The sequence below is a fragment of the Glaciihabitans sp. GrIS 2.15 genome (assembly GCF_035984695.1).
In the GTDB taxonomy this organism is placed as follows: Bacteria; Actinomycetota; Actinomycetes; order Actinomycetales; family Microbacteriaceae; genus Lacisediminihabitans.
Genome location: NZ_JAXCHU010000004.1, coordinates 65030 through 84307, shown reverse-complemented (window position 1 = coordinate 84307; position 19278 = coordinate 65030). Strand labels below are relative to the sequence as shown.

Below are 19278 nucleotides of genomic sequence, written 5' to 3'. Positions count from 1 at the left end.
CATGCGTGCCCCCACCGGAGTTCAGTTCGTCCTCTCGAAGTCCACCCCGCACGGCGAGGCGGTCGCCGTGATCACCGAAGTCGCCGCATCGCTGCGAGTGCTCTCGATCGGCGGTATCGACCTCACCGAGCCCTACGCCGAGCACGCGGTACCACCATTCGGTGATGGCATCGTGCTCGTGCCTTGGCCCAATCGGGTCGAAGACGGCCTGTGGATTCACGAGGGCTCAGCGCAGGTACTGGACATCACCGAACCCGCCATGCACAACGCCCTGCACGGGCTTCTGCGGGATCGCCCGTACTCTGTGGTGGAACGCACTCCGGATGCCGTGACGCTGGCCGCGACGGTGCATCCGACCCGTGGGTATTCCTTCATGCTCGACACGACGGTGCGATATGAACTCGTGGACGATGGCATCCGCGTGACCCATGGCGTAGTCAATGTGGGTGAGAAAAGCGCCCCGTATGCGGTTGGAACGCATCCGTTCCTGCGCCTCGGCAACGTGCCGACCTACGAGCTCACCCTTGCGGTGGCCGCCGGAACCCGTTTTGAGACGGATGCCCGGCTCAACCCGATCCGCGAGAGCTCTGTCGACGGCACCGGCTATGACCTGCGCGCCGGTCGGCTGGTGGCCGACCTCGATCTCGACGATGCCTTCGGCGGAGTCACCTCGGTGGACGGGGTGAGCCACCACCGACTCACCGCGCCGGACGGACGTTTCGTGGAGCTGTGGCAGGAATCCGATTTCGCGTATGTGCAGGTGTTCACCACCCGCATCTTTCCGAAGGACGGCGGTCTCGGTACGGCGATCGCCGTCGAACCGATGACCGCTCCGCCCAACGCCTTCAACAGCGGGCAGGGCCTGCGCTGGCTAGAACCGGGCGAGAGCTGGTCGGGGTCGTGGGGTATCCGCTACTCTGGGAGCAACGAAGGGGAGTAGTTCCCTCGCGCCGGGTCACGATGACCGGCGTATTCGGGAGTATCGACATACTGGCAGGTCACAACGACCGGCCCGGTACCCCACCGCAGCGGCGCAGGTTGTCGCTTCGGCGAACGAGACCTTCGGTCCGACAGGAACGTCCCGCGACGCTGGGCGATTCCGAGACCGAAAGGATCCCCGTGAGCGCCACGCGCCCGGACTCGCCTCCCGCTTCCCCCTCACCCTCTGATCTGCGCCGCTGGCGCCAGTACCTCGCCGACGAGAAAGCCGAGGCCGCCGTCTATCGCGATCTCGCCGGCCGTCGTGCCGGGGAGGAGCGGGAGATCCTGCTCGCGCTCGCCGAGGCGGAGGGTCGGCACGAGCAGCACTGGTTCGACTTGCTCGGCGACCAGGTTGGCAAGCCGCGCCGTGGCGACTTCCGTACCCGATCGCTCGGGCTGCTCGCCCGACGGTTCGGATCGGTCTTCGTGCTCGCCCTCGCACAGCGAGCGGAAGCGCGTTCCCCCTACGAGTCGGATTCGGATGCGACAGCGGCCATGGCCGCCGACGAGCGTATCCATGCCGAGGTGGTGCGAGGCCTCGCTGAGCGCGGACGCACCCGGCTCTCCGGTACCTTCCGCGCCGCTGTCTTCGGAGCCAACGACGGACTCGTCTCTAACCTTGCCCTGGTGATCGGAATCAGTGCAAGCGGGGTGCCCAATCACGTCGTGCTCATCACCGGCGTTGCAGGCCTCCTCGCCGGTGCCCTGTCGATGGGTGCGGGGGAATACGTATCGGTGCGGTCCCAGCGAGAGTTGCTCGAAGCGTCGACGCCAGATCCCGAGAGTAGCCGGGCGCTTCCCAACCTCGACGTCGACGCCAACGAACTTGCGCTGGTGTATCGGGCGCGCGGCATGACGTCGATCGCGGCGGCGGCGCGAGCATCCGCGATGCTCGACGCGCACAACGTCGACGACCACAGCCTCGCCGACGGGGATGACCGGAGAGACCCACACGAGTCCATCGGCACCGGCTTCGGTGCGGCAATTTCGAGCTTCTGCTTTTTCGCCTCTGGCGCGATCATCCCCGTGCTCCCATACCTGTTCGGACTTCAGGGCCTCGCCGCCCTCCTGGTTGCAGCCGTGCTCGTGGGCCTCGCACTGCTCGGCACGGGTGCCGTCGTCGGGCTGCTCTCCGGTGGACCGCCCCTGCGTCGCGCCCTTCGCCAGCTCGGCATCGGCTACGGCGCAGCGGCAGTCACCTACCTCCTCGGCCTGCTCTTCGGCACGACGACGGGGTAGCCGCGGTTTGCCGCCCGTGCAGTCCGCGTGACTGCCGTGGCGGGGGATACGTCTGCTCGCGGCGGTGTCACGCCGCCGTGGCGGGAGGCGTGCTTCCCTCCGCGAGGCGCTTTGCCCGCCGAGACCTAATGGCGTGGCGTCCGTGACTGGCGTGGCGGGGGATACGCCCGCTCGCGGCGGCGTCACGACGCCGTGGCGGGAGGCGTGCCTCCCTCCGCGAGGCGCTTTGGCCGCCGAGAGGGCGACCACCTGGACCTCGCCGTCCGCCGTGCATGCGCTCGGTGTGATCCGTGTGGCGGGGGATACGCCTGCTCGCGGCGGTGTCACGCCGCCGTGGCGGGAGGCGTGCTTCCCTCCGCGACGCGCGCTCCCCGCCGAGAGGCGAGCCTCCCTCCACGACGCGCGTTCCCCTCCGCGAGGCGCCTTCCCCGCCGCGACCTGATACGCCTGCTCGCGGCGGTGTCACGCCGCCGTGGCGGGAGGCGTGCCTCCCTCCGCGACGCGCGTTCCCCGCCGCGACGCGCTTTCCCCGCCGCGACCTGGTGGCGCCCGCCGCGACCTGGTGGCGCCCGCCGCGACCTACTGGCGTAGCATCCGGGACGTCATCGTGTGGTGCCCCCTCGCTAAGGGGTATCCGCGATCATGCCTTACGGCTTGAGGATGCGAACCCGGCTGAGCGCGAAAACCACTAGTCCGAACAGCACAGTGAAGACCGCGATCGCGATGCTGTAAGCGGCCACCGAGCCATACCCGGTGGCGGGGTCGAGGAACGGATAGGGAACCCAGCCGTCGGTCGCACCCCGGATCAGGATGACGACCAGCCAGACGATCGGATAGATCAGTACGATCCAGAGCTTGTTGAACGGCAGTTTCTTGCGGTCGGCGAAGAGCACCCAGTCCACCAGTGCGTAGATCGGGATGATGATGTGCAGGATATTGCTCGACCATTTCAGGTCGAAAGAGCCCGCGAGGGATGCCCCGGCCAACAGGGTGTTGTAGACGATTCCGACGATCACGATGATCGTGGTGGCGACCGCGCGCAAGTAGATGACCCAGGTCGGTTGCTTCTTTCGGCTGAGGATGAAATAGGCGGACGCGAGGAAGGCAACCATCGTGATGATGTTGCTCTGGATGGTGAAGTACCCGAAGAAGTTGAACGGATTGATGGACACGCGCCCGGCGGTGTAGACGAACTGGCCGATGATGGCACTGAGGATCGCGAGCCCAGCCACGAGCCGCAGTAGTCCGAAGAGTCGCTTCACAGAGGTCCGCCATTCCGAGTAGGGAAGCGGTCCTGTACTGCTTATGACCGAGCGTCTCGTGTCGAATCATGTGGGCAAGACAGGTGTCGCGCTGTGACGAATACACAGAGATGCTGCCCCGTCAACCCCGCAGCGCCTTGTTGATGCAACCCGTAGTGTTCGAGTCGTTGCCGCAGACTTCGGCAGCCTCTGGCTTTCCCACATTGAAGGACACGGCGCATGGCCGACAACAATAAGGATGCCGGGACGACGGCGACTGCGCGGGCTGTACTCGACGGCTTGCTGGCACGAGTGGCCGGGGGCGACGACGCGGCGTTCCGGAAGCTGTACGACCTGTTGGCTCCGCGCGTCTACGGCCTGATCCGACGCACCCTCGTGGACGATGGACAATCCCAGGAAGTAGCGCAGGATGTCTTCCTCGAAGTGTGGCGGTCGGCATCCCGATTCGATGCCGCCCGGGGCTCCGCCATAAGCTGGATCATGATGATGGCTCATGGTCGCGCGGTCGATCGGGTGCGGGCGTCCCAAGCCAGCCGTGATCGAGATCTGCGCATCGGAGCGCGCGATCGCGAGTTTCATTTCGATCCGGTCTCCGAGGCGGGCGAGCTGTCGGTTGAATCGGCGCGGGTCACGGTCGCACTGGCTCGTCTGACTGTTATCCAGCGCGACGCGATCTCGATGACCTACTTCGAGGGGCTCAGCGGTCCCGAACTCGCTGCGCGCCTCGATATCCCGGTCAGCACGCTGAAGTCACGCCTGCGAGAGGCACTCATCCGCCTGCGTGACGAACTCGGCATAGTGCCGTCGCTCGAAGGGTCGCTCGCGTCGTAGGACCGGTCTTTCCAGAGACTTTTGTCTATGGGTAGGAGGGCCGGATCGGCGCGCGAACTCACGCTGCTCGCCGACCCTACCCGGGCGCGGATCACGATGCTGATCCGGGGCAGCCCGCGGGCACGGAAACTCGTCGTCGATCTCGCGGCGCAGCTCGGCCTGCGCCAGCCCACCGTGAACCACCACGTGAAGGCACTGCTCGATGCCGCGCTGCTCGAGAGGAAGCCGCAGGGCCGCACGGTCTGGTATTCGATCGCGCCCAACCAGGCTGACCGTGTCGCCGAGCTGGTACCTTGGCCGTCGGAGATCTCGATGTCCCGAGCCCTGTTGGACCGCATCTCTGCCGATCTCGCTACGCGCTTCTCCGGCGCCTTCCCTCCGTTACCGCTCGGTTCGCCGGTGACCGGCTAGCGGCACTCGCTGTAGGGCAGCGCCGCACGCTCGATCACGTGCCCGAAGTGCTCTTCGTGTGGGTGCAGAACGCGGGTCGGTCTCAGCGGGCGGCGGGCATCCTGCGCCAGCTCGCTGGGGAGCGCGTCACCGTGCGCACCGCCGGTTCGGCACCGGCCGGCGCAGTGCGGTCGATCATTGTCACCGCCCTCGACGAGATCGGTGTGTGGATCGACGGGGAATATCCGAAGCCGCTACGGATGAGGTGGTGCGTGCTGCCGACGCGGTGGTGACAACGGGATGCGGCGACGCCTGCCCGATCTACCCCGATCGCCGCTACCTCGACTGGGACATTGAGGATCCGGTTGATCTGCCGCTTGCCCACGTGCGCGACATCCGTGACGACATCGATGCCCGGGTGCGCCAGCTGCTCACCACGCTCGCGATGGCATCCCCCTCGATAGTCATTGGCTTTTACCCCCAGACTCCGGGGACGACCATGCTTGGCACGCCCGCCGCGACTCGTCATCTGCATCCGCAATGCACGCCTGCACTGCAGGAGGAGGATGGGCAGTGGGGTGGCGCTAGCTACTCTCCGGGCACTGCGGGTATCGAGGGTGAGTATCCGACTGTGCGTCGTTGCATGGGGAACGCAAACTCCCCGACTCGGCGACGCCGGTCGGGGGGTTCGCGGGTGCTGTTACTCGCAGCAGACGCAGCCGTCGGCGCAGCCTGCGTTGCAACAGCTTCCTTCGCAACAGTCGTTCATCGTCGCCTCTTTCCCCACCCGTTGTCTGCGGGTGACCTATTCGCAGCAGCCAGGGACTGTGCAGGTGTCATCAGTACAGGGTGCCGCGTCGTCCACGGCGAGAACAACCTCGGTGAGCGCCCAGATAGCGCGTGTGAGGTGAGGATCAGCGATCTCGTAGCGAGTCTGTCGACCTTCGGGAACGGCGACGACGAGGCCGCAGCCACGCAAACAGGCGAGGTGATTGGAGACATTGGATCTCGTCAGCTCGAGAGCATGGGCCAGCCGGGCCGGATAACCCGGTGAGTCGAGGAGGCTGACCAGGATCCTCGCGCGAGTCGGATCGGCCATGGCGCGGCCGAGCCGGGCCAGGACGTCGATTCGAGACGCAATAGTCAGCATCCAGTGACTATACAGCCACAGCTGAACGATTTCAATGGTCTCGTGACTATGCCGATAGTGCGCGTCCGGATAGTGCTCATGGCTGTGCGTAATCGCCTATTGAGTGTGCGAGTTTCGGTGACGGATGTCCGGCCCCACCGGTTCGGGATGCTCGTGTTGATGACGTTCATTGTGTGCGCGAGTGAATCGTGTGTGGTCGCCTCGTGGCGCTCGGTGAGGTGAAGCCAGACTCCCCGGCCCATCAGCAGGGCGGCGATCACCTGGATGACCGTGACCGGCGCGGGCCGTGCCCACGTGCCGCATCGCAACGATGAAGAGCACGAGGCTCACCCCGCAACCAAAGAATCCGACCACCATCACGACGGCTCCGGCGACGATGGCCGCCATTCCGAGACACCGAACATCAGCAACACGGGACCGACGATGCCACCCAGCCCGACAGCGCCGGCGAGTGGCAGCATTTCCGAACGCAGGATCCGAACGCCCGGACTCCGGCGGATGAGGCGGAACAGCCCGAGCCCGAGCCCGGACCCGAGCCCGGACCCGAGATAGAGCAGCCCTGCCACAAGGCACGGACTCACGCTGTCGAGCAGCAGTTTGGCGATCGGTGTTCCCGCGCCGAACAGTACGCCGAGACTTACGCGGGTGTGCGGGGCCCTGGCGGTCCGCGGGGGCGGCCGCTGCCAACGTCTCTGGTTCCGGGTGCGGTTGACGTGCAAACGGATGCCGCGGGAATACGGCTCACGCGCTTCTTGCCCGGGTGACGGAGTGAGTCCGCTGACATCGTAGGCGAGAGGGACGTCTGCACTAGATGAGGGATCGTTTGTTGGGTGCTCCGATGAGCCAGTCGTGCCATATTCCGGTGGCGAGGGCGCGGGCGAGGGCGCGTCCGGCGACTCTGGGAGTAGACGCCGGGGATGGTGGGTCTGCCGAGTTTCCCCAACCTCGGTTTTTCTTCTTTTCCGGCGGAGCCCTCGTCGGCGGCTTCGCGTTCCCCGATCTTCGGGTTCGCTAGTCCCCAAACGACAGGTATTCGCTCTGGTGTGCAGCTCAGGTAGAGGCGGAATCCCCAGAAGTAGCGGGAGTGAAATGCGCAGTATCCGTATCCGTATCCGTATCCGGCATGCCCGGCCAGGTCGGCGCGCTTCACAGTCTCGTGGGATTTGCCGCACGGCAGCGGGGTGGAATGGATCAGTCTCGTGATCTCGCCCCAGGATGGTGTGTCGTGAGCCAGCTCGGTGATCGCGGGAAAAGCCGAGCCAGGGCATGACCCGGTGTCGGGAAGTCCACACAGCTGGTCGAGCTTGCCCGACGGGGTCACGAGACAATCGATACCGATTACGGTGACCGGGAGAGTCCGATCGAATTCTGCCGCACCTGTGATCTGAGGGTCACGCGTCCAGAAAGTCACGCGTCGACGAGAGGTCGCACCTCACTCGCAATGAACTCGATAAACCGGATGGGATCCGGGTCGTCGGAAGTCGGCTGGAACACAACCGTATCGGCGCCGGCATCCGCCCATCGCTTCACGGCAGCGGCGAACTCGGGGGCGTCCCCAGCAACTCCGACATCGTCTGCGGGGTCGAAATTCCAGCGGCGACACTCCGCCTCCCATCGGACGAGCGCTCCCGGGCCGGTCGCGGCCAGCACGTAAACGGTCACCCGGTGGGCATCCGTTCGGCCAGCACGTGCGCGTCCTTCGTCGATTCGGGCGCGAGCGTGGCGCACACCATCAGGGGTAGTTCCTCCCGTGAGAATCGTGCCGTCTGCCAGTTCTCCCGACAGGGCCAGGCCCTTCGGCCCTCCAGTTCCCACCAAGATCGGAACGGTCTCGCTCGGCGGCCAGTCGAGCTTGACCCGATCGAGCTTCACGAATTTGCCCTCGACCCTGACCTCCTCACCCCGCAACAGGGAGCGAAGGGCAGGCACGTATTCCCGCATCAGGGTGAGCGGCGAGGAGACTCCGGCGCCCACCTGCACCATCCAATCAGGGACTCCACTGCCCACTCCGGCGTGAAATCGACCAGGGAACAATCGCTGAACGGTCGCGATCTCCATAGCCGTCACTGCGACATTGCGCAGGGGAATGGGCAGCAGGCCAATCCCGACCCGCAGTCGTTCCGTCCATGCCAAAGCCGCGGTCGTTGCAGTCAACCCGCCCTCGAGGAAACAGTCTTCCCACAGCCACAACTCCTCGAGTCCGGCGCGATCCGCCGCGACAGCGACGTCCCGCAGTCGTTCTGGTGGAAGCTGCGGGAGGAACACGGCGCCGAGCACAGTCATTGTCCTACGTTTACACGCGTGACCGGTGCGCGCAAGTAACGGGTCGGGGTGGGAGGACATCATCAAAGACGAGACGAGACGAGACGAGACGAGACGAGACGAGACGAGACGAGAGACGACAGACGATAGACGACGAACCGTGGCGGACGTATCTCTTTCGACCGACGCTGCCCTCGAATTAGACTCTCTGTGTAAGCACGTCCGGGAATATGCAGCCAGGGCGGTCGAAACCGCACTCGCGCAGTCCTCTCAGGGAGAAAATCATGCCTGCAGTTACCGATACCTTCACCCTGTCGAACGGTGTCGAAATCCCCCGAATCGGCTTCGGCACGTGGCAGATCCCCGACGGCCCGGTGGCCTACGACGCAGTCGCCGCCGCCATCCATGCCGGTTACCGCCATATCGATACCGCGCGGGCCTATGGCAACGAGCCGAGCGTCGGCCGGGCGATTCGCGACAGCGGGATCCCACGCGACCAGATCTTTGTGACCACCAAACTGCCGGCCGAAGTCAAGAGCCGCCGCGAGGCGGAGCTCAGCTTCGAGACGACGATTTCGGCTCTGGGCCTCGACTACGTTGATCTTTATCTGATTCACGCTCCCTGGCCCTGGTCAGAGATGGGGAAGGACTGCCGAGACGGGAATATCGAGGTGTGGCGGGCATTTGAGAAGATTCTTGCCGACGGCCGTTCGCGCTCCATCGGCGTCTCGAACTTCGACCCCGCTGACCTCGAGTCGCTGATCGGTGCGACCGACGTGACACCCCACGCGAACCAAATCCGCTACTTCGTCGGCTATACGCAAAAAGAAACTGTCGGCTACTGCCGCGAGCGAGACATCCTGGTCGAAGGCTACTCGCCCCTCGCCACGGGCGCGATCCTCGACAATGAGAACGTGCACGGGATCGCAGCGAAGTATGGGAAGTCGGTGGCCCAGATCTGCATTCGCTACCTTTTGGAGAAAAACATCCTTCCGCTGCCGAAAACGACGACGCCCGGCCGCATGATCGAGAACGCCGACGTTGACTTCACGATCTCGTCCGATGACCTCAAGGCCCTCGACGCGTTGGTCGACACTGCGCCCTAAGGTGTGCTGATCAGCGTCAGGCCGACGGCCGATCGAACTCATCGAACATGCCGATACGAACTGGCGTGTGACACGACTTCTCGCAGACCCGCCGGGCGCGTGATGAGTGCAGGGCGAGCACAGCGGTTCGTGTCGGTCGTTTCAGCAGAGAGTACGGGAACGGCTTACCCAGAGGTTGCCACCCCTCGCCCGCGGAGAGCCGCACGGCATGACCCACAATGAGCAGTGAGTGGAGGACTCGTCGGCCGGGTTCACGACAGTGTCCCTTCCGTGTGAGCGGGTACTGCAGGAACTACTTACTCGTGACAATTTTTGAGCCTACGAGAGTCCGATTCGGCACAGGACGGGGTTTCTCGTCCTACTGATCGGTCGGAGTACCTCATGCACACCCGACCCACACGTGTCGCCGGCACTGGCAAGTACAGCTTCAGTCAGCCCCAGGTCGAAGCTTCAGTAGGATTCCTCATTTTTTTGAAAGCGGATCTCGCATTCTTTGACGGGGGAGCAGACCACGAGCTGAGCCGGGGCCTGTGCGCGGTTCCGGCGACTCCCAGATCATCATGACGGGGAAATCGTGGCTCCGACGTTCTTCGAGCACCACGTAATCAGAGGCAAGACTGCCGTCCACGTTGCTCGGATCGTGTCCGGCGCCGCCCCCGGGGGAAGCCGTTTCACGGCCGCATAGTGCTTCAATCGGAGCAACTCGATTGCGGGGTGGTCCCGGTCGAAGCCACGCGGGGCTGTTTTCAACGACGGCCCCGCCACCTCAAAACCGCTCCGCGTGAGCTTGCCCAGGATGTCGCCGAGATGCTTCGCGACTAGCGGTCGGCTGTCAATGGCGTGACGGGCCCTGGCCAGTTGGTCACGGCTGGGATCGTAAAGCCCTCCCCCGACCTCGAGCCCGGTGGCACTCAGGCTCAAGTACACCCCGCCCACGTCGCCCGCCCACATGCTCGCCGTGGTTTTGTAGGGCGACTTGTCCGCGCTGAACCGAACATCCCGATTGGGCCGCATCACCCGACCAGGACCGTATGTGTCTTGCACCTCGCCCAGCAAATCCTCGAGAGGTTGCCGAATGCTCGCGATGTACTCGTCACGATGCGCCTCGAAAAACGTCTTCGTGTTGTCTTCTGCCAAGCCGGACAGAAAATCGCTGGCGTCTGCGCCAAACCCTGTGAACGTCATAGACAGCATCTTCCTCCCTACCGAGTAATCGAGCCAGAGAAAGGGAACGGATGCCGAAGAGCGCTCTGATCGGTTCGTTCCGATCGACTGACTCGACGAGGATGACGGCGCAAAGGGTGACACAGACCAACGGAGTCGGAGAGGTGACGATCGAGGCTCCCGTCGCGATGACCGCTGCGAGATGCACACCGTCTCGGGGGAGACGCTGATCCTCGACACCTCGCCGACCATCGCCGACCATCGACGCCCGGAGCCCGGGCACAATCGTGACTGCCGTCGGTTCAGGACGCCAGCCACTCCCGCACGTGGCGCGTCATGAATTCCAAGTCGTCGGGGATGTCGGCGGGGCTTCCGGCACGGTGGCCCCAGATGCTCTGGATGACAGCGAGCTTGCCGTGGCGCAGGTGCTCCAGTTCGGCCTCGTTGTCGGCGACGCGGAAATAGAGGTCGGTCTCGCTCGGCATGAGGAGGACGCGGGCCTGGATCCCGGCGAGGGCCGCGGCGAGGTCGCCCTCGTAGACCGCTCCCCGGCTAATGTCGGCCTCCTGCCAGGTGACCGCCGCGGCGTAGAGGTTCGCCGCGTGATTCTCGCCGAACGCCTCCTCCCAATCGGTGCGGAGGAACGTCTCGAGGTCGGGCGCGCCGAGGGCCGTCTCGAACAGGCGCTCTCGGTAGAAGTCCTGGCTGAGGCCCCAGCCGGCGTAGACGTGCCCGAATGCCTTGAGCGCCGCGACCGGCTCGGCGCTGAAGCGTCCGCCGCCCAGGTGCTCCGGCGCCGCCTCGAGGATGCGAAGCAACCCCGAGAGGAAGACACGATTGTGGATCGACGTCCGGCTGCTCCCACAGACCACGATCGCGCGCTCAACGAACTCCGGGAACAGCGCCGCCCAGTGGTAGGCCTGGCCCGCGCCCATCGAGAAGCCGTAGGAGGCCGCAACTCGCGTCACGTCGAAGAACTCCGTCAGGAGGCGGTACTGGGCGCGGACGTTGTCGGCCATCGTGACCGCGGCCGGGTAGTCATCGGTGTTCGACGGGCTCGACGAGAACCCGTTCGAGAACATATCGGGCACGATGATGAACCACTCGGTCGGGTCGAGGACACCGTCGGGACCGATCAGCCAGGCCAGGTCGTCGTGCGTGGCGGTGTAGCTGCACGGGTACACGATCACGTTGTCGCGCGCTTCATTCAACGTCCCGTGCGCCTGCCACGTCAGTTGCGCATCCTGAATCGTTCCGCCAAGTTCGACGTCGAGGTCACCGAGCGAGAAGACGCCGTCGGTGACGGGCCAGGCGGCGGTCACCGCAGGATTCCGTCGCGGTGCACCGCGAGAGCAGTCGCTGTGTCGGTGTCATGGAGAACGCTCATCCAGGTAACCCTACTGTCCAGGTCACCACCAGTCGCTCTGTTGCGGGCATCGCAGCTGGCTGTGACCCGTGAGAATTTGCGGCGGTGAAGAGGTGATCAAGCAGTAGCTCCCATCCTTAACAGCAAGCAACATCAGGATCCTGCCGGTAGGCAACGAATCCGGCCGCATCATCGGCGCCGACCGGGGTGATGGGCAGCCTGGACGTCGTCAGCGGATAGGTCATCGAATGAAATGTGCTGGTCGACAGAAGATCAGGGGAATAGCTGACCGGTCTCGCGGATGGCACGTCCGTGAGCGGGACCAAGGATCACGGCCGAGGATTTCGAGCAGGTCACCGAGGAACGACGCCCCGCGATCGGTTATTTCAGCAGGCCGTTCTTCGTGAGCCAGTCCTTCGCCGCCGTTGCGGCCTGAGCCTTCTCCGATCCTTCGACGCGGTCCCGCAGCGCGATCAGATCCTTGGTGCTGAGAGCGGCCGAAACCCGGTCGAGTACCTTGGCGAGTTTCGCACTGTAGATCTTCGAGTTGAGCAACGGCAGCACGTTCTGCGCAGCGATCAGATTCTCTGGATCCTTCAACACCAGGAGCTTCTTGGCGACGAGATCAGGAGAGGTCGTGTAGATGTCGGCCACCTGCACCGCGTTGTCGACGAGAGCCTTCACCGTGTCTGGTCCGCCGAAGTCCTCGATCGGTACGAACGTCACAGCCTTGATCTTGTAAACCGACTTCAGGCCGGGAATGCCGTACCCGAGCTCGCCGAACTGCGGATTGGACCCCAGACTGAATGGCTCAATCTTTGTGAGGTCACCGATGGACACGAGTCCCTTGTTTTTCGCGAGCTCCTGAGTGACGACGTAGGCGTCTTTGTCCTCGGCCGGCGCTGGGGTGAGCACGCGGAACCCCGCTGGCACCTTGGTCGCGAGCGCGGCATTCACCTCGGATGTAGTGCGGGCGGTGTTCTTCGTGTCGTAGAAGAACAGCAGGTTGCCGTTGTACTCCGGCATGAGGTTGATCGACCCGTCCTTGAGCGCCGGAATTGTGGTCTGGCGTGGTCCGAGATTGAACTTCGTCTCGACCGAGAAACCCGCGTTCTTGAGGGCAAGGGCATAGATGTTGCCGAGGATCTCGCTTTCGGGAAAGGCGAATGAGCCGACGACGATCTTCGAGCCTTTCGCGGAGTCGGTCGATGAAGTACCGGTCGGGTCGGAGGTGGCGCACCCGGCCAGTGCAAGGAGCGACCCTGCTGCGATGACCGCGGTGGCGATCCGTGTTCTGCGGTGTGCTGCGAACATTAGTTGTTCCTCTCGTCGGCGGGAGTTTCCGCCACCGTGACCGGTCTGAGTGACCGGCCGCGGACGTGTGTTTTTTGCGCGCGTGAACCGGAGGATCCACGTCTCCTGGTCAGGCGCTGGGCGAGCGCGAAGATCCCATCGACCACGAGCGCGAGGACCGTGACGAGAATGGCGCCGCCGAGGATGCGATTGTTGTCGTTGAGTCCGATACCGCTCGAGATGATGGATCCGAGGCCGCCGAGCGAGATGTACGAGGCGATCACGGCGGTCGCGATCACCTGCAGCGCGGATGCACGAACACCACCAATAATCAGCGGGAGGGAAAGCGGTATCTCGATCTGCGTGAGCACCTGCAACTCGGTCATGCCGCTCGCGCGTCCGGCATCCACCGTCTGGCTGTCGACCGATTCGACACCGGCATACGCGCCGGCCAGAATCGATGGGATCGCCAGGATGACCAGTGCGATTATCGAGGCAACGAACGCGGCCCGTGTGAACGGCACTGTCGCCCCGACGATGACGAAGAGGGCCATCAGCAGGCCAAGTGTCGGGAGTGCCCGCATCCCACCGGTGAATCCGATCACCAACTGGCGGCCGCGCCCGGTGTGTCCGATGTAGAAACCGAGCGGAAGCGCGATGCTCGCTGCGATCACGACTGACACGACCGTGTAGAGCAGGTGCTCGCCGATCCGATCCTGGATCGGAAAGGGGTTCTGAGCCCCTGGGACGTAGTTTGCGGGATCCAACAGCCAGCGGAAGGCGTTCAGAAAGAATTGCACGGGTCAGCCCACCTGTCCGACGGGAAGGACACTTCGGCGCCGGATCCAGCCATCCCGCCGCGTCCAGGGCATGACCACCCGGCCGAGAATAACGAGCACCACGTCGAAGACGAGGGCGATGACGAGGCTCGCCACGATTCCGACGATGATCTCCTCGAGGAAGTCGCGTTGTTTGCCGTTCGTGAACAGGTAGCCGAGGTTCGCTGAACCGATGATCGCACCGACCGAGACGAGCGCAATCGTGCTTGCCGAGACTACGCGGAGGCCCGCGAGCAGGACCGGGCCAGCGAGAGGAAATTCCACCAGCCAGAATCGGGTCCAGGTGGAGTACCCCATGGCCGTGGCGGCCTCGATCGCATCCGCCGGCGCGGCCGCGAGGGCGTCTGCCGCGGTGCGAACCATCATCGCAATCGCATAGAGGGTCAGCGCCACGACGATGTTCCGGTCATCGGTGATCTTCGTCCCGAGCACGTAGGGCAGGATCACGAAAAGCGGAAGCGAGGGGATCGTGTAGAGGAGACTTCCCCCGCTGATCACGACCGACCGCAGGGCCGGCCGCCTGTTGGCAATCCAGCCGAGTGGTACAGCGATCGCGAATCCGAGCACAATCGGAACAATGCTGAGTGCAACATGATTGGCAGTGAGCCCCGTGATCAGGCCGAAGTTCTCGATGAACCAGATCATCGGACTTCCCTCATCGATCGGCCCCGAGAATTCCCGCGGGCCGCCCGTCACCATCGACGATGAGGGTCGCGCTGTCTCCCTCGCGATGCTGGAGATGCAGGGTGCGCTTTCCCCTGTCCGCACCGATGAAAGTCGCGACGAAGTCGTCCGCTGGGTTTGCCAGAATCTCGGCCGGAGTCCCCACCTGCGCGATCACACCGCCGGTGCGGAAGATCACCACCTGGTCGGCGATCGCGAACGCCTCGTCGATGTCGTGTGTGACAAACACTGTGGTCTTGCCGAGCTCACGCTGCAAGCGGTTGAGTTCGACCTGGAGTTCCGCCCGGACAATCGGGTCGACCGCCCCGAACGGCTCATCCATGAGAAGGATGTCCGGGTCGCTCGCGAGAGCGCGCGCAACTCCGACGCGCTGCTGCTGGCCGCCAGAAAGCTGGTCCGGATACCGCTCTGCGAGCGATCGGTCGAGTCCAACCGTGTCGAGCAGTGTGAGCGCGTCCTGGCGGGCCACCCGCTTCGGCACACCGTTCAACCGAGGTACCGTGGCGATGTTGTCCACCACCCGCCGGTGCGGGAGGAGTCCGGTGGCCTGAAGAACGTAGCCGATCCGTCGGCGAAGCAAAACCGGATTGAGGCCGGATATATCCTCACCGTCGATCAGGATGCTACCGGCGGTGGGGTCGATCATCCGGTTGATCATCCGGAGCAGTGTTGTTTTGCCTGACCCGGACGACCCGACGAATACCGTCGCCTTGTGCGAGGGAAGCACAAGGGAGAAGTCATCGACAGCAAGGGTGCCACCCGGAAACCGCTTTGAGATGTTCTGGAATTCGATCATGACGGGCGGTTCATTCCTGGGTCTGCTGCACGATTAGGTGACATCTGAATTGGCTTGCCCGATTGGGTGGCCAGGAGGGATGTTTTTTTGCCTCAGCCCTATCCCATGAGTTCCGTGAAAATGTTCTCGGTGTTGCGCGTGATCGTGAGCATAATGTGACGAATCGAGCAGATCGCGAAAGATTGGGATGTTCACAGGATGACGTTGAAGCAATGGTTGGCGTGCTGCAGTCGATGGTGGGGCTAGGCCTGGCCAGAGTCGGAATCGCGCACAATGCGGTTGGTTCTGCGGCAATTGTGAGTAAAACCTAGGCAAACCCGTCCAAGGAGTCGCGCTGAGTCGCGCTGAGGCCTCGGCGTCTGATCTACGGTCCCGCAACTAAGGAGGTTGGGGAGGGGTGGGCCCCGTCGGGCTCGAACCGACGACCCACGGATTAAAAGTCCGATGCTCTACCAACTGAGCTAGAGGCCCCTTCGGTTAAATCTAGCGTGGATTGCGCGGCCCGCGAACGAGCCGTGTGCACAGCAACGGCTGGCTTAGGCTTGGGCGGATGACCGACGAGTTCCATAAGCCGACCCAGTTTTCGGGTGCAAAGTTCGAGAGCTTCGTAGGCGGGGAGGACCCCGCCCAAATCAGTCGCGTTGCTCATGAGACCGCGGGCGCGCTGCTCACTCGCGTGCGGCAGAGCAGCGACCAGGGGGTGGTCGACCGGCTCGTGGCCTTCACCGACGAGCATGGCATCGATGCCGTCGCCGAACTCTGGGCGCGTGCCAGCCCGCGCAGCCTTCCCGGCGCCCTCTGGCGCATCTACCTGATGCGCGCACTCGTGCGCCAGGATGCCGAGGGCACCGCCTACCTGTTCCAGCGCGGCACCGAGACCGCCACGACCATCGACCCGGTCGTTGCCGGCGCGACCGCACCGACCGGTCCCGCGGAGATCATCGCTCTTGCCGACCAGATCCTGCGAGGCATCTTCCAGGGCGACTTCGGGGTTGCTCTTGACCGCGCGGCCGCCTTTTGTCGCATCATGGCGTTGGGGGCCACGAGCGTCGCAGATGATTCCGACCTCACGTCGCCGGAGCGGGCATCCGATCTCACGATTCGCGCCCTCCGCCTGTCGCAGACGGCCCTCGAGTTCGTCTCGTGCGCGCGCCTCTGGCGGGCCGGTTCGCTCGACTGACTGACTACGAGCGTTGTACTCAGCTCGCCCCCGTGCCACCTTCGCAACCGGTGGCCGGGTATGCGCCACGAAAGAGAAAGCACCCAGAGTCGGTTGGTACACTCGTCAACGGCTCGCAAGGGCCATCGCCGGGCCGCAGTAACCCCGGGCTCCAATATTCGCCGCTCCGAGCGGCCTAGCGCCGAGAGGCGTTTCTGCGGCCTGGCACCCCCCCCCCGGTGCGGCACCGGCGACGATTCCGCCCACTCTGCGTGCCGATGCGTCTGAGACCAAACCGTTTTCGCCTCGGTCGCGAACTCAAGTTGTGACCCGCACAGTCGGAACGACCTTGGAAGCGAACCGAAGACTTCCCGCCTGCGCAGGCCGCGGACAATCGAATATGGAGATGCTTGTTTCGATGCTCGCAGTGAGTGTCTTTCCAGCACCGCGCACGATCGCACGAATTGTTTGCAATGCTTAGACTCGTGCCCCGTGAAACCGACCGCAGCCAGGACAATGACTCCCTGGTCAAACCTGCGACGAAGGAGACCTTGCTTGCGCAGATCGCGGGCGGCGACCAGGCGGCTTTCGGAGCACTGTACGACGAAGTCTCCCCGAGAGTGTTCGGGCTGATCCGCAGACTATTGGTCGATCATGCGCAATCGGAGGAAGTGACCCAGGAAGTATTCCTGGAGATCTGGCAGAACGCGTCCCGATATGAGCCGAGCAAGGGCGGGGCATCCACCTGGATCCTCACCATAGCTCACCGTCGCGCGATCGACCGGATCAGGTCATCGCAGTCCGGTCGCGATCGAGACGTGAAGATCGGCATCAGGGATTATGTTTCCGACTACGACAACGTGGCGGACATGGTAGAAACGACCATCGAGCACGAAAGGGTAAAGGAAGCCATGACGCAATTGACCGAATTGCAGCGTCAGGCGGTTTCTCTGGCGTACTACGGCGGCTACAGCCACAGTGAGGTGGCAGCAATGCTCAGCGTGCCCATCGGCACGGTGAAAACACGACTGCGTGACGGGATGATCCGTCTGCGTGATGAATTGGGGGTGGCATCGTGACTGATCGCGAAGAATTACACCTCCTCAGCGGCGCGTATGCGCTGAACGCACTTGAGGGCGAAGAAAAAAACCGGTTCGAGGCATACCTGCTGACATCCGAAGAGCTACGAGCGGAGGTGGATTCATTGTCTGACACAGCGGTATCGATCGGTCTCGCGACCGAGCCGGTCTCTCCCCCGGCCGACCTCAAAACACGTCTCATGGCGCAGATCGCCATCACTCCGCAGCTCGCACCCCTTCCGGTGGCGCGGCCCACGCTCACGGCAATGTCGGCGGCATCCCCCGAAGCGATCACGACGCAACTTTCATCGACGCAGGGGGGCGCGGCCGAAGACATCCGCACAGCAAGCCTCGGGGCGCCGTCCCGGGCGACCGCGCGAGCTGCTGCTCGCTGGTACACCCGCCCGATTGTGATCCTGGTCGCCGCCGCAGCAGCCGTCACTCTCTTCGTCGGGGGTAATATCCTCGGGCTTTCCGCAGCTGACGAGTCGCAGCAGCAGGCGGCGGCCGTCTCGGCCATCGTCTCGGCGAAAGACTCTCAGCAGGCCAAGGCGGCTGTCGCCGGAGGCGGCACGGCCACTTTCGTCTGGTCCGTGGGTCTCAGGCAGTCCGCCGTGGTGATCGACAAGCTTCCGAAGCTCGCCGGTGATAAGACATACGAGCTCTGGTACATCGACAAGGGATCACACGCGATATCGGCGGGAACTTTTAGCGCGGCATCCTCGGGCACAACCGTCAGCGTGCTCGCCGGTGCGATGAGCGCAGGGGATACTTTCGGCATCACGGTCGAGCCGAGTGGCGGCTCAAAAAAGCCGACCACCGCACCGATCGTCGCAGTACCCAGCGCCTAGCGACTGCGCATCGAGGCCAGGACTACCCGAACTTACCCGACACGTAGTCTTCCGTCGCCTGCACGCTTGGCTTGGAGAAGATGGTGTTCGTGTCGTTGTACTCGATGAGCTTGCCCGGCTTGCCCGTGCCGGCGATGTTGAAGAAGGCGGTGCGGTCGGACACCCGAGAGGCCTGCTGCATGTTGTGGGTCACGATGACAATTGTGTAGTCGAGCTTGAGTTCCTCGATGAGGTCCTCGATGGCGAGTGTCGAGATGGGATCGAGGGCCGAGCACGGTTCATCCATGAGCAGCACGTCCGGCGAGACGGCGATGGCACGTGCAATACAGAGTCGCTGCTGCTGGCCACCGGAGAGGCTCATCCCCGGCTTGTCGAGGCGGTCCTTCACCTCGTTCCACAGGTTGGCTCTCTCGAGTGAGCGCTCGACGAGGGCATCCCCATCGCTCTTCGGTAGCTTGCGATTGTTCAGGGTGACGCCAGCGAGCACGTTGGCACGGATCGACATGGTGGGAAATGGATTGGCGCGCTGAAATACCATGCCTACCTGGCGGCGCACGAGCACCGGATCCACCCCCTCGCCGTACAGGTTGTTGCCGTCGATGATGACCTCGCCCTCGACATGCGCGCCGGGGATCACCTCGTGCATGCGGTTGAGAGTGCGAAGGAAGGTCGACTTGCCGCATCCGCTCGGGCCGATGATCGCGGTGACGGTGCGGGGTTCGATCGAGATCGTGACGTCTTCCACGGCGAGGAAGTCGCTGTAAAAGATGTTCAGATGATTTACTTCGATGCGCTTTGACACAGTTTTCCTTCGGGTCTGTTCGTC

At 64.0% G+C, this 19278-nt stretch carries 20 protein-coding genes, 1 tRNA gene and 1 pseudogene; 9 read left to right on the top strand and 13 right to left on the bottom strand.

Translation table 11 applies throughout. The annotated features are described in order from the left end of the window. Position 1: 1 nt before the first annotated feature. Together RCH11_RS07030 and RCH11_RS07025 are read left to right on the top strand one after the other, a co-directional pair. A complete protein-coding gene (locus tag RCH11_RS07030; RefSeq protein WP_327056286.1) occupies positions 2-940 on the top strand; it encodes an aldose 1-epimerase family protein in 939 nt (312 codons plus the stop codon). 179 nt (positions 941-1119) lie between these two features. Further along, positions 1120-2220: a VIT1/CCC1 transporter family protein gene (locus tag RCH11_RS07025; RefSeq protein ID WP_327056285.1), complete on the top strand. Its 1101-nt coding sequence runs from the start codon at positions 1120-1122 to the stop codon at positions 2218-2220. 647 nt (positions 2221-2867) lie between these two features. On the opposite strand, the gene RCH11_RS07020 is transcribed toward RCH11_RS07025, so the two are convergent. Further along, a complete protein-coding gene (locus tag RCH11_RS07020) occupies positions 2868-3482 on the bottom strand; it encodes a Pr6Pr family membrane protein (protein WP_327056284.1) in 615 nt (204 codons plus the stop codon). A 219-nt stretch (positions 3483-3701) separates the two neighbouring features. Between RCH11_RS07020 and sigK the strand changes: the two genes are divergently transcribed. Genes sigK through RCH11_RS07005 form a run of 3 tightly spaced genes read left to right on the top strand, consistent with a single transcriptional unit; the run spans position 3702 to position 4996 of the window. After that, positions 3702-4313, top strand: coding sequence for an ECF RNA polymerase sigma factor SigK (gene sigK, locus RCH11_RS07015; protein WP_327056283.1), 612 nt, complete (start codon positions 3702-3704; stop codon positions 4311-4313). A gap of 27 nt (positions 4314-4340) precedes the next feature. Then, positions 4341-4724, top strand: coding sequence for an ArsR/SmtB family transcription factor (locus RCH11_RS07010; protein WP_327056282.1), 384 nt, complete (start codon positions 4341-4343; stop codon positions 4722-4724). Between the two features lie 38 nt (positions 4725-4762). Further along, entirely contained in the window at positions 4763-4996 is a 234-nt protein-coding gene (locus tag RCH11_RS07005) for an arsenate reductase/protein-tyrosine-phosphatase family protein (protein ID WP_327056281.1), read from the top strand. Positions 4997-5508: 512 nt separating this feature from the next. Here RCH11_RS07005 and cmtR read toward each other — a convergent pair. From cmtR to RCH11_RS06985, 4 genes and pseudogenes are all read right to left on the bottom strand, one after another. Then, positions 5509-5853, bottom strand: coding sequence for a Cd(II)/Pb(II)-sensing metalloregulatory transcriptional regulator CmtR (gene cmtR, locus RCH11_RS07000; protein ID WP_327056280.1), 345 nt, complete (start codon positions 5851-5853; stop codon positions 5509-5511). Between the two features lie 356 nt (positions 5854-6209). Next, positions 6210-6434 (bottom strand): hypothetical protein, encoded by a 225-nt coding sequence (locus tag RCH11_RS06995; protein ID WP_327056279.1) that lies wholly within the window; start codon positions 6432-6434, stop codon positions 6210-6212. Positions 6435-6660: 226 nt separating this feature from the next. Continuing rightward, positions 6661-7096 (bottom strand): annotated as a pseudogene (locus tag RCH11_RS06990) (IS982 family transposase); the annotation flags it as partial. Between the two features lie 164 nt (positions 7097-7260). Further along, entirely contained in the window at positions 7261-8136 is an 876-nt protein-coding gene (locus RCH11_RS06985) for an LLM class flavin-dependent oxidoreductase (protein ID WP_327056278.1), read from the bottom strand. Between the two features lie 263 nt (positions 8137-8399). On the opposite strand from RCH11_RS06985, the gene RCH11_RS06980 reads away from it, so the two are divergent. Continuing rightward, positions 8400-9221 (top strand): aldo/keto reductase, encoded by an 822-nt coding sequence (locus RCH11_RS06980; RefSeq protein WP_327056277.1) that lies wholly within the window; start codon positions 8400-8402, stop codon positions 9219-9221. Positions 9222-9779: 558 nt separating this feature from the next. Here RCH11_RS06980 and RCH11_RS06975 read toward each other — a convergent pair. The 7 genes from RCH11_RS06975 to RCH11_RS06945 all read right to left on the bottom strand — a co-directional run bounded on the left by RCH11_RS06975 (position 9780) and on the right by RCH11_RS06945 (position 15834). Next, positions 9780-10406: a DUF2461 domain-containing protein gene (locus RCH11_RS06975; protein ID WP_327056276.1), complete on the bottom strand. Its 627-nt coding sequence runs from the start codon at positions 10404-10406 to the stop codon at positions 9780-9782. A 281-nt stretch (positions 10407-10687) separates the two neighbouring features. Next, positions 10688-11707 carry an alpha/beta fold hydrolase gene (locus RCH11_RS06970; protein ID WP_327056275.1) on the bottom strand — a complete coding sequence of 340 codons (1020 nt, stop codon included), beginning with the start codon at positions 11705-11707 and terminating at the stop codon, positions 10688-10690. A 425-nt stretch (positions 11708-12132) separates the two neighbouring features. Continuing rightward, positions 12133-13065 carry an ABC transporter substrate-binding protein gene (locus RCH11_RS06965; protein ID WP_327056274.1) on the bottom strand — a complete coding sequence of 311 codons (933 nt, stop codon included), beginning with the start codon at positions 13063-13065 and terminating at the stop codon, positions 12133-12135. Then, positions 13065-13844, bottom strand: a complete 780-nt coding sequence (locus RCH11_RS06960; protein WP_327056273.1) for an ABC transporter permease — start codon at positions 13842-13844, stop codon at positions 13065-13067. The genes RCH11_RS06965 and RCH11_RS06960 overlap by 1 nt, the downstream gene beginning before the upstream one ends. A gap of 3 nt (positions 13845-13847) precedes the next feature. Continuing rightward, the gene (locus RCH11_RS06955; protein WP_327056272.1) at positions 13848-14528 is read right to left on the bottom strand and encodes an ABC transporter permease; all 681 of its coding nucleotides are present in this window, start codon (positions 14526-14528) and stop codon (positions 13848-13850) included. A 10-nt stretch (positions 14529-14538) separates the two neighbouring features. Further along, positions 14539-15363 carry an ABC transporter ATP-binding protein gene (locus RCH11_RS06950; protein ID WP_327056271.1) on the bottom strand — a complete coding sequence of 275 codons (825 nt, stop codon included), beginning with the start codon at positions 15361-15363 and terminating at the stop codon, positions 14539-14541. A 398-nt stretch (positions 15364-15761) separates the two neighbouring features. Beyond that, a tRNA-Lys gene (locus RCH11_RS06945) sits at positions 15762-15834 on the bottom strand. Between the two features lie 79 nt (positions 15835-15913). On the opposite strand from RCH11_RS06945, the gene RCH11_RS06940 reads away from it, so the two are divergent. From RCH11_RS06940 to RCH11_RS06930, 3 genes are all read left to right on the top strand, one after another. Continuing rightward, on the top strand, positions 15914-16543 hold the full coding sequence (locus tag RCH11_RS06940; protein WP_327056270.1) for a DNA-directed RNA polymerase subunit beta: 630 nt from the start codon (positions 15914-15916) through the stop codon (positions 16541-16543). Positions 16544-16995: 452 nt separating this feature from the next. Further along, complete coding sequence (locus RCH11_RS06935; protein ID WP_327056539.1) at positions 16996-17601, top strand: sigma-70 family RNA polymerase sigma factor; 606 nt, start codon at positions 16996-16998, stop codon at positions 17599-17601. After that, positions 17598-18452: an anti-sigma factor gene (locus tag RCH11_RS06930; RefSeq protein WP_327056269.1), complete on the top strand. Its 855-nt coding sequence runs from the start codon at positions 17598-17600 to the stop codon at positions 18450-18452. The genes RCH11_RS06935 and RCH11_RS06930 overlap by 4 nt, the downstream gene beginning before the upstream one ends. A gap of 22 nt (positions 18453-18474) precedes the next feature. On the opposite strand, the gene pstB is transcribed toward RCH11_RS06930, so the two are convergent. Continuing rightward, positions 18475-19254 (bottom strand): phosphate ABC transporter ATP-binding protein PstB, encoded by a 780-nt coding sequence (gene pstB, locus RCH11_RS06925; protein WP_327056268.1) that lies wholly within the window; start codon positions 19252-19254, stop codon positions 18475-18477. Between the last annotated feature and the right edge of the window lie 24 nt (positions 19255-19278).

Bases quoted from the DNA above. Each gene is read 5' to 3' on its own strand.
- RCH11_RS07030 (WP_327056286.1), top strand. From the start codon at position 2: ATGCGTGCCCCCACCGGAGTTCAGTTCGTCCTCTCGAAGTCCACCCCG.
- sigK (WP_327056283.1), top strand. From the start codon at position 3,702: ATGGCCGACAACAATAAGGATGCCGGGACGACGGCGACTGCGCGGGCT.
- RCH11_RS07010 (WP_327056282.1), top strand. From the start codon at position 4,341: ATGGGTAGGAGGGCCGGATCGGCGCGCGAACTCACGCTGCTCGCCGAC.
- cmtR (WP_327056280.1), bottom strand. From the start codon at position 5,853: ATGCTGACTATTGCGTCTCGAATCGACGTCCTGGCCCGGCTCGGCCGC.
- RCH11_RS06985 (WP_327056278.1), bottom strand. From the start codon at position 8,136: ATGACTGTGCTCGGCGCCGTGTTCCTCCCGCAGCTTCCACCAGAACGA.
- RCH11_RS06980 (WP_327056277.1), top strand. From the start codon at position 8,400: ATGCCTGCAGTTACCGATACCTTCACCCTGTCGAACGGTGTCGAAATC.
- RCH11_RS06975 (WP_327056276.1), bottom strand. From the start codon at position 10,406: ATGACGTTCACAGGGTTTGGCGCAGACGCCAGCGATTTTCTGTCCGGC.
- RCH11_RS06965 (WP_327056274.1), bottom strand. From the start codon at position 13,065: ATGTTCGCAGCACACCGCAGAACACGGATCGCCACCGCGGTCATCGCA.
- RCH11_RS06955 (WP_327056272.1), bottom strand. From the start codon at position 14,528: ATGATCTGGTTCATCGAGAACTTCGGCCTGATCACGGGGCTCACTGCC.
- RCH11_RS06950 (WP_327056271.1), bottom strand. From the start codon at position 15,363: ATGATCGAATTCCAGAACATCTCAAAGCGGTTTCCGGGTGGCACCCTT.
- RCH11_RS06940 (WP_327056270.1), top strand. From the start codon at position 15,914: ATGACCGACGAGTTCCATAAGCCGACCCAGTTTTCGGGTGCAAAGTTC.
- RCH11_RS06935 (WP_327056539.1), top strand. From the start codon at position 16,996: ATGCTTAGACTCGTGCCCCGTGAAACCGACCGCAGCCAGGACAATGAC.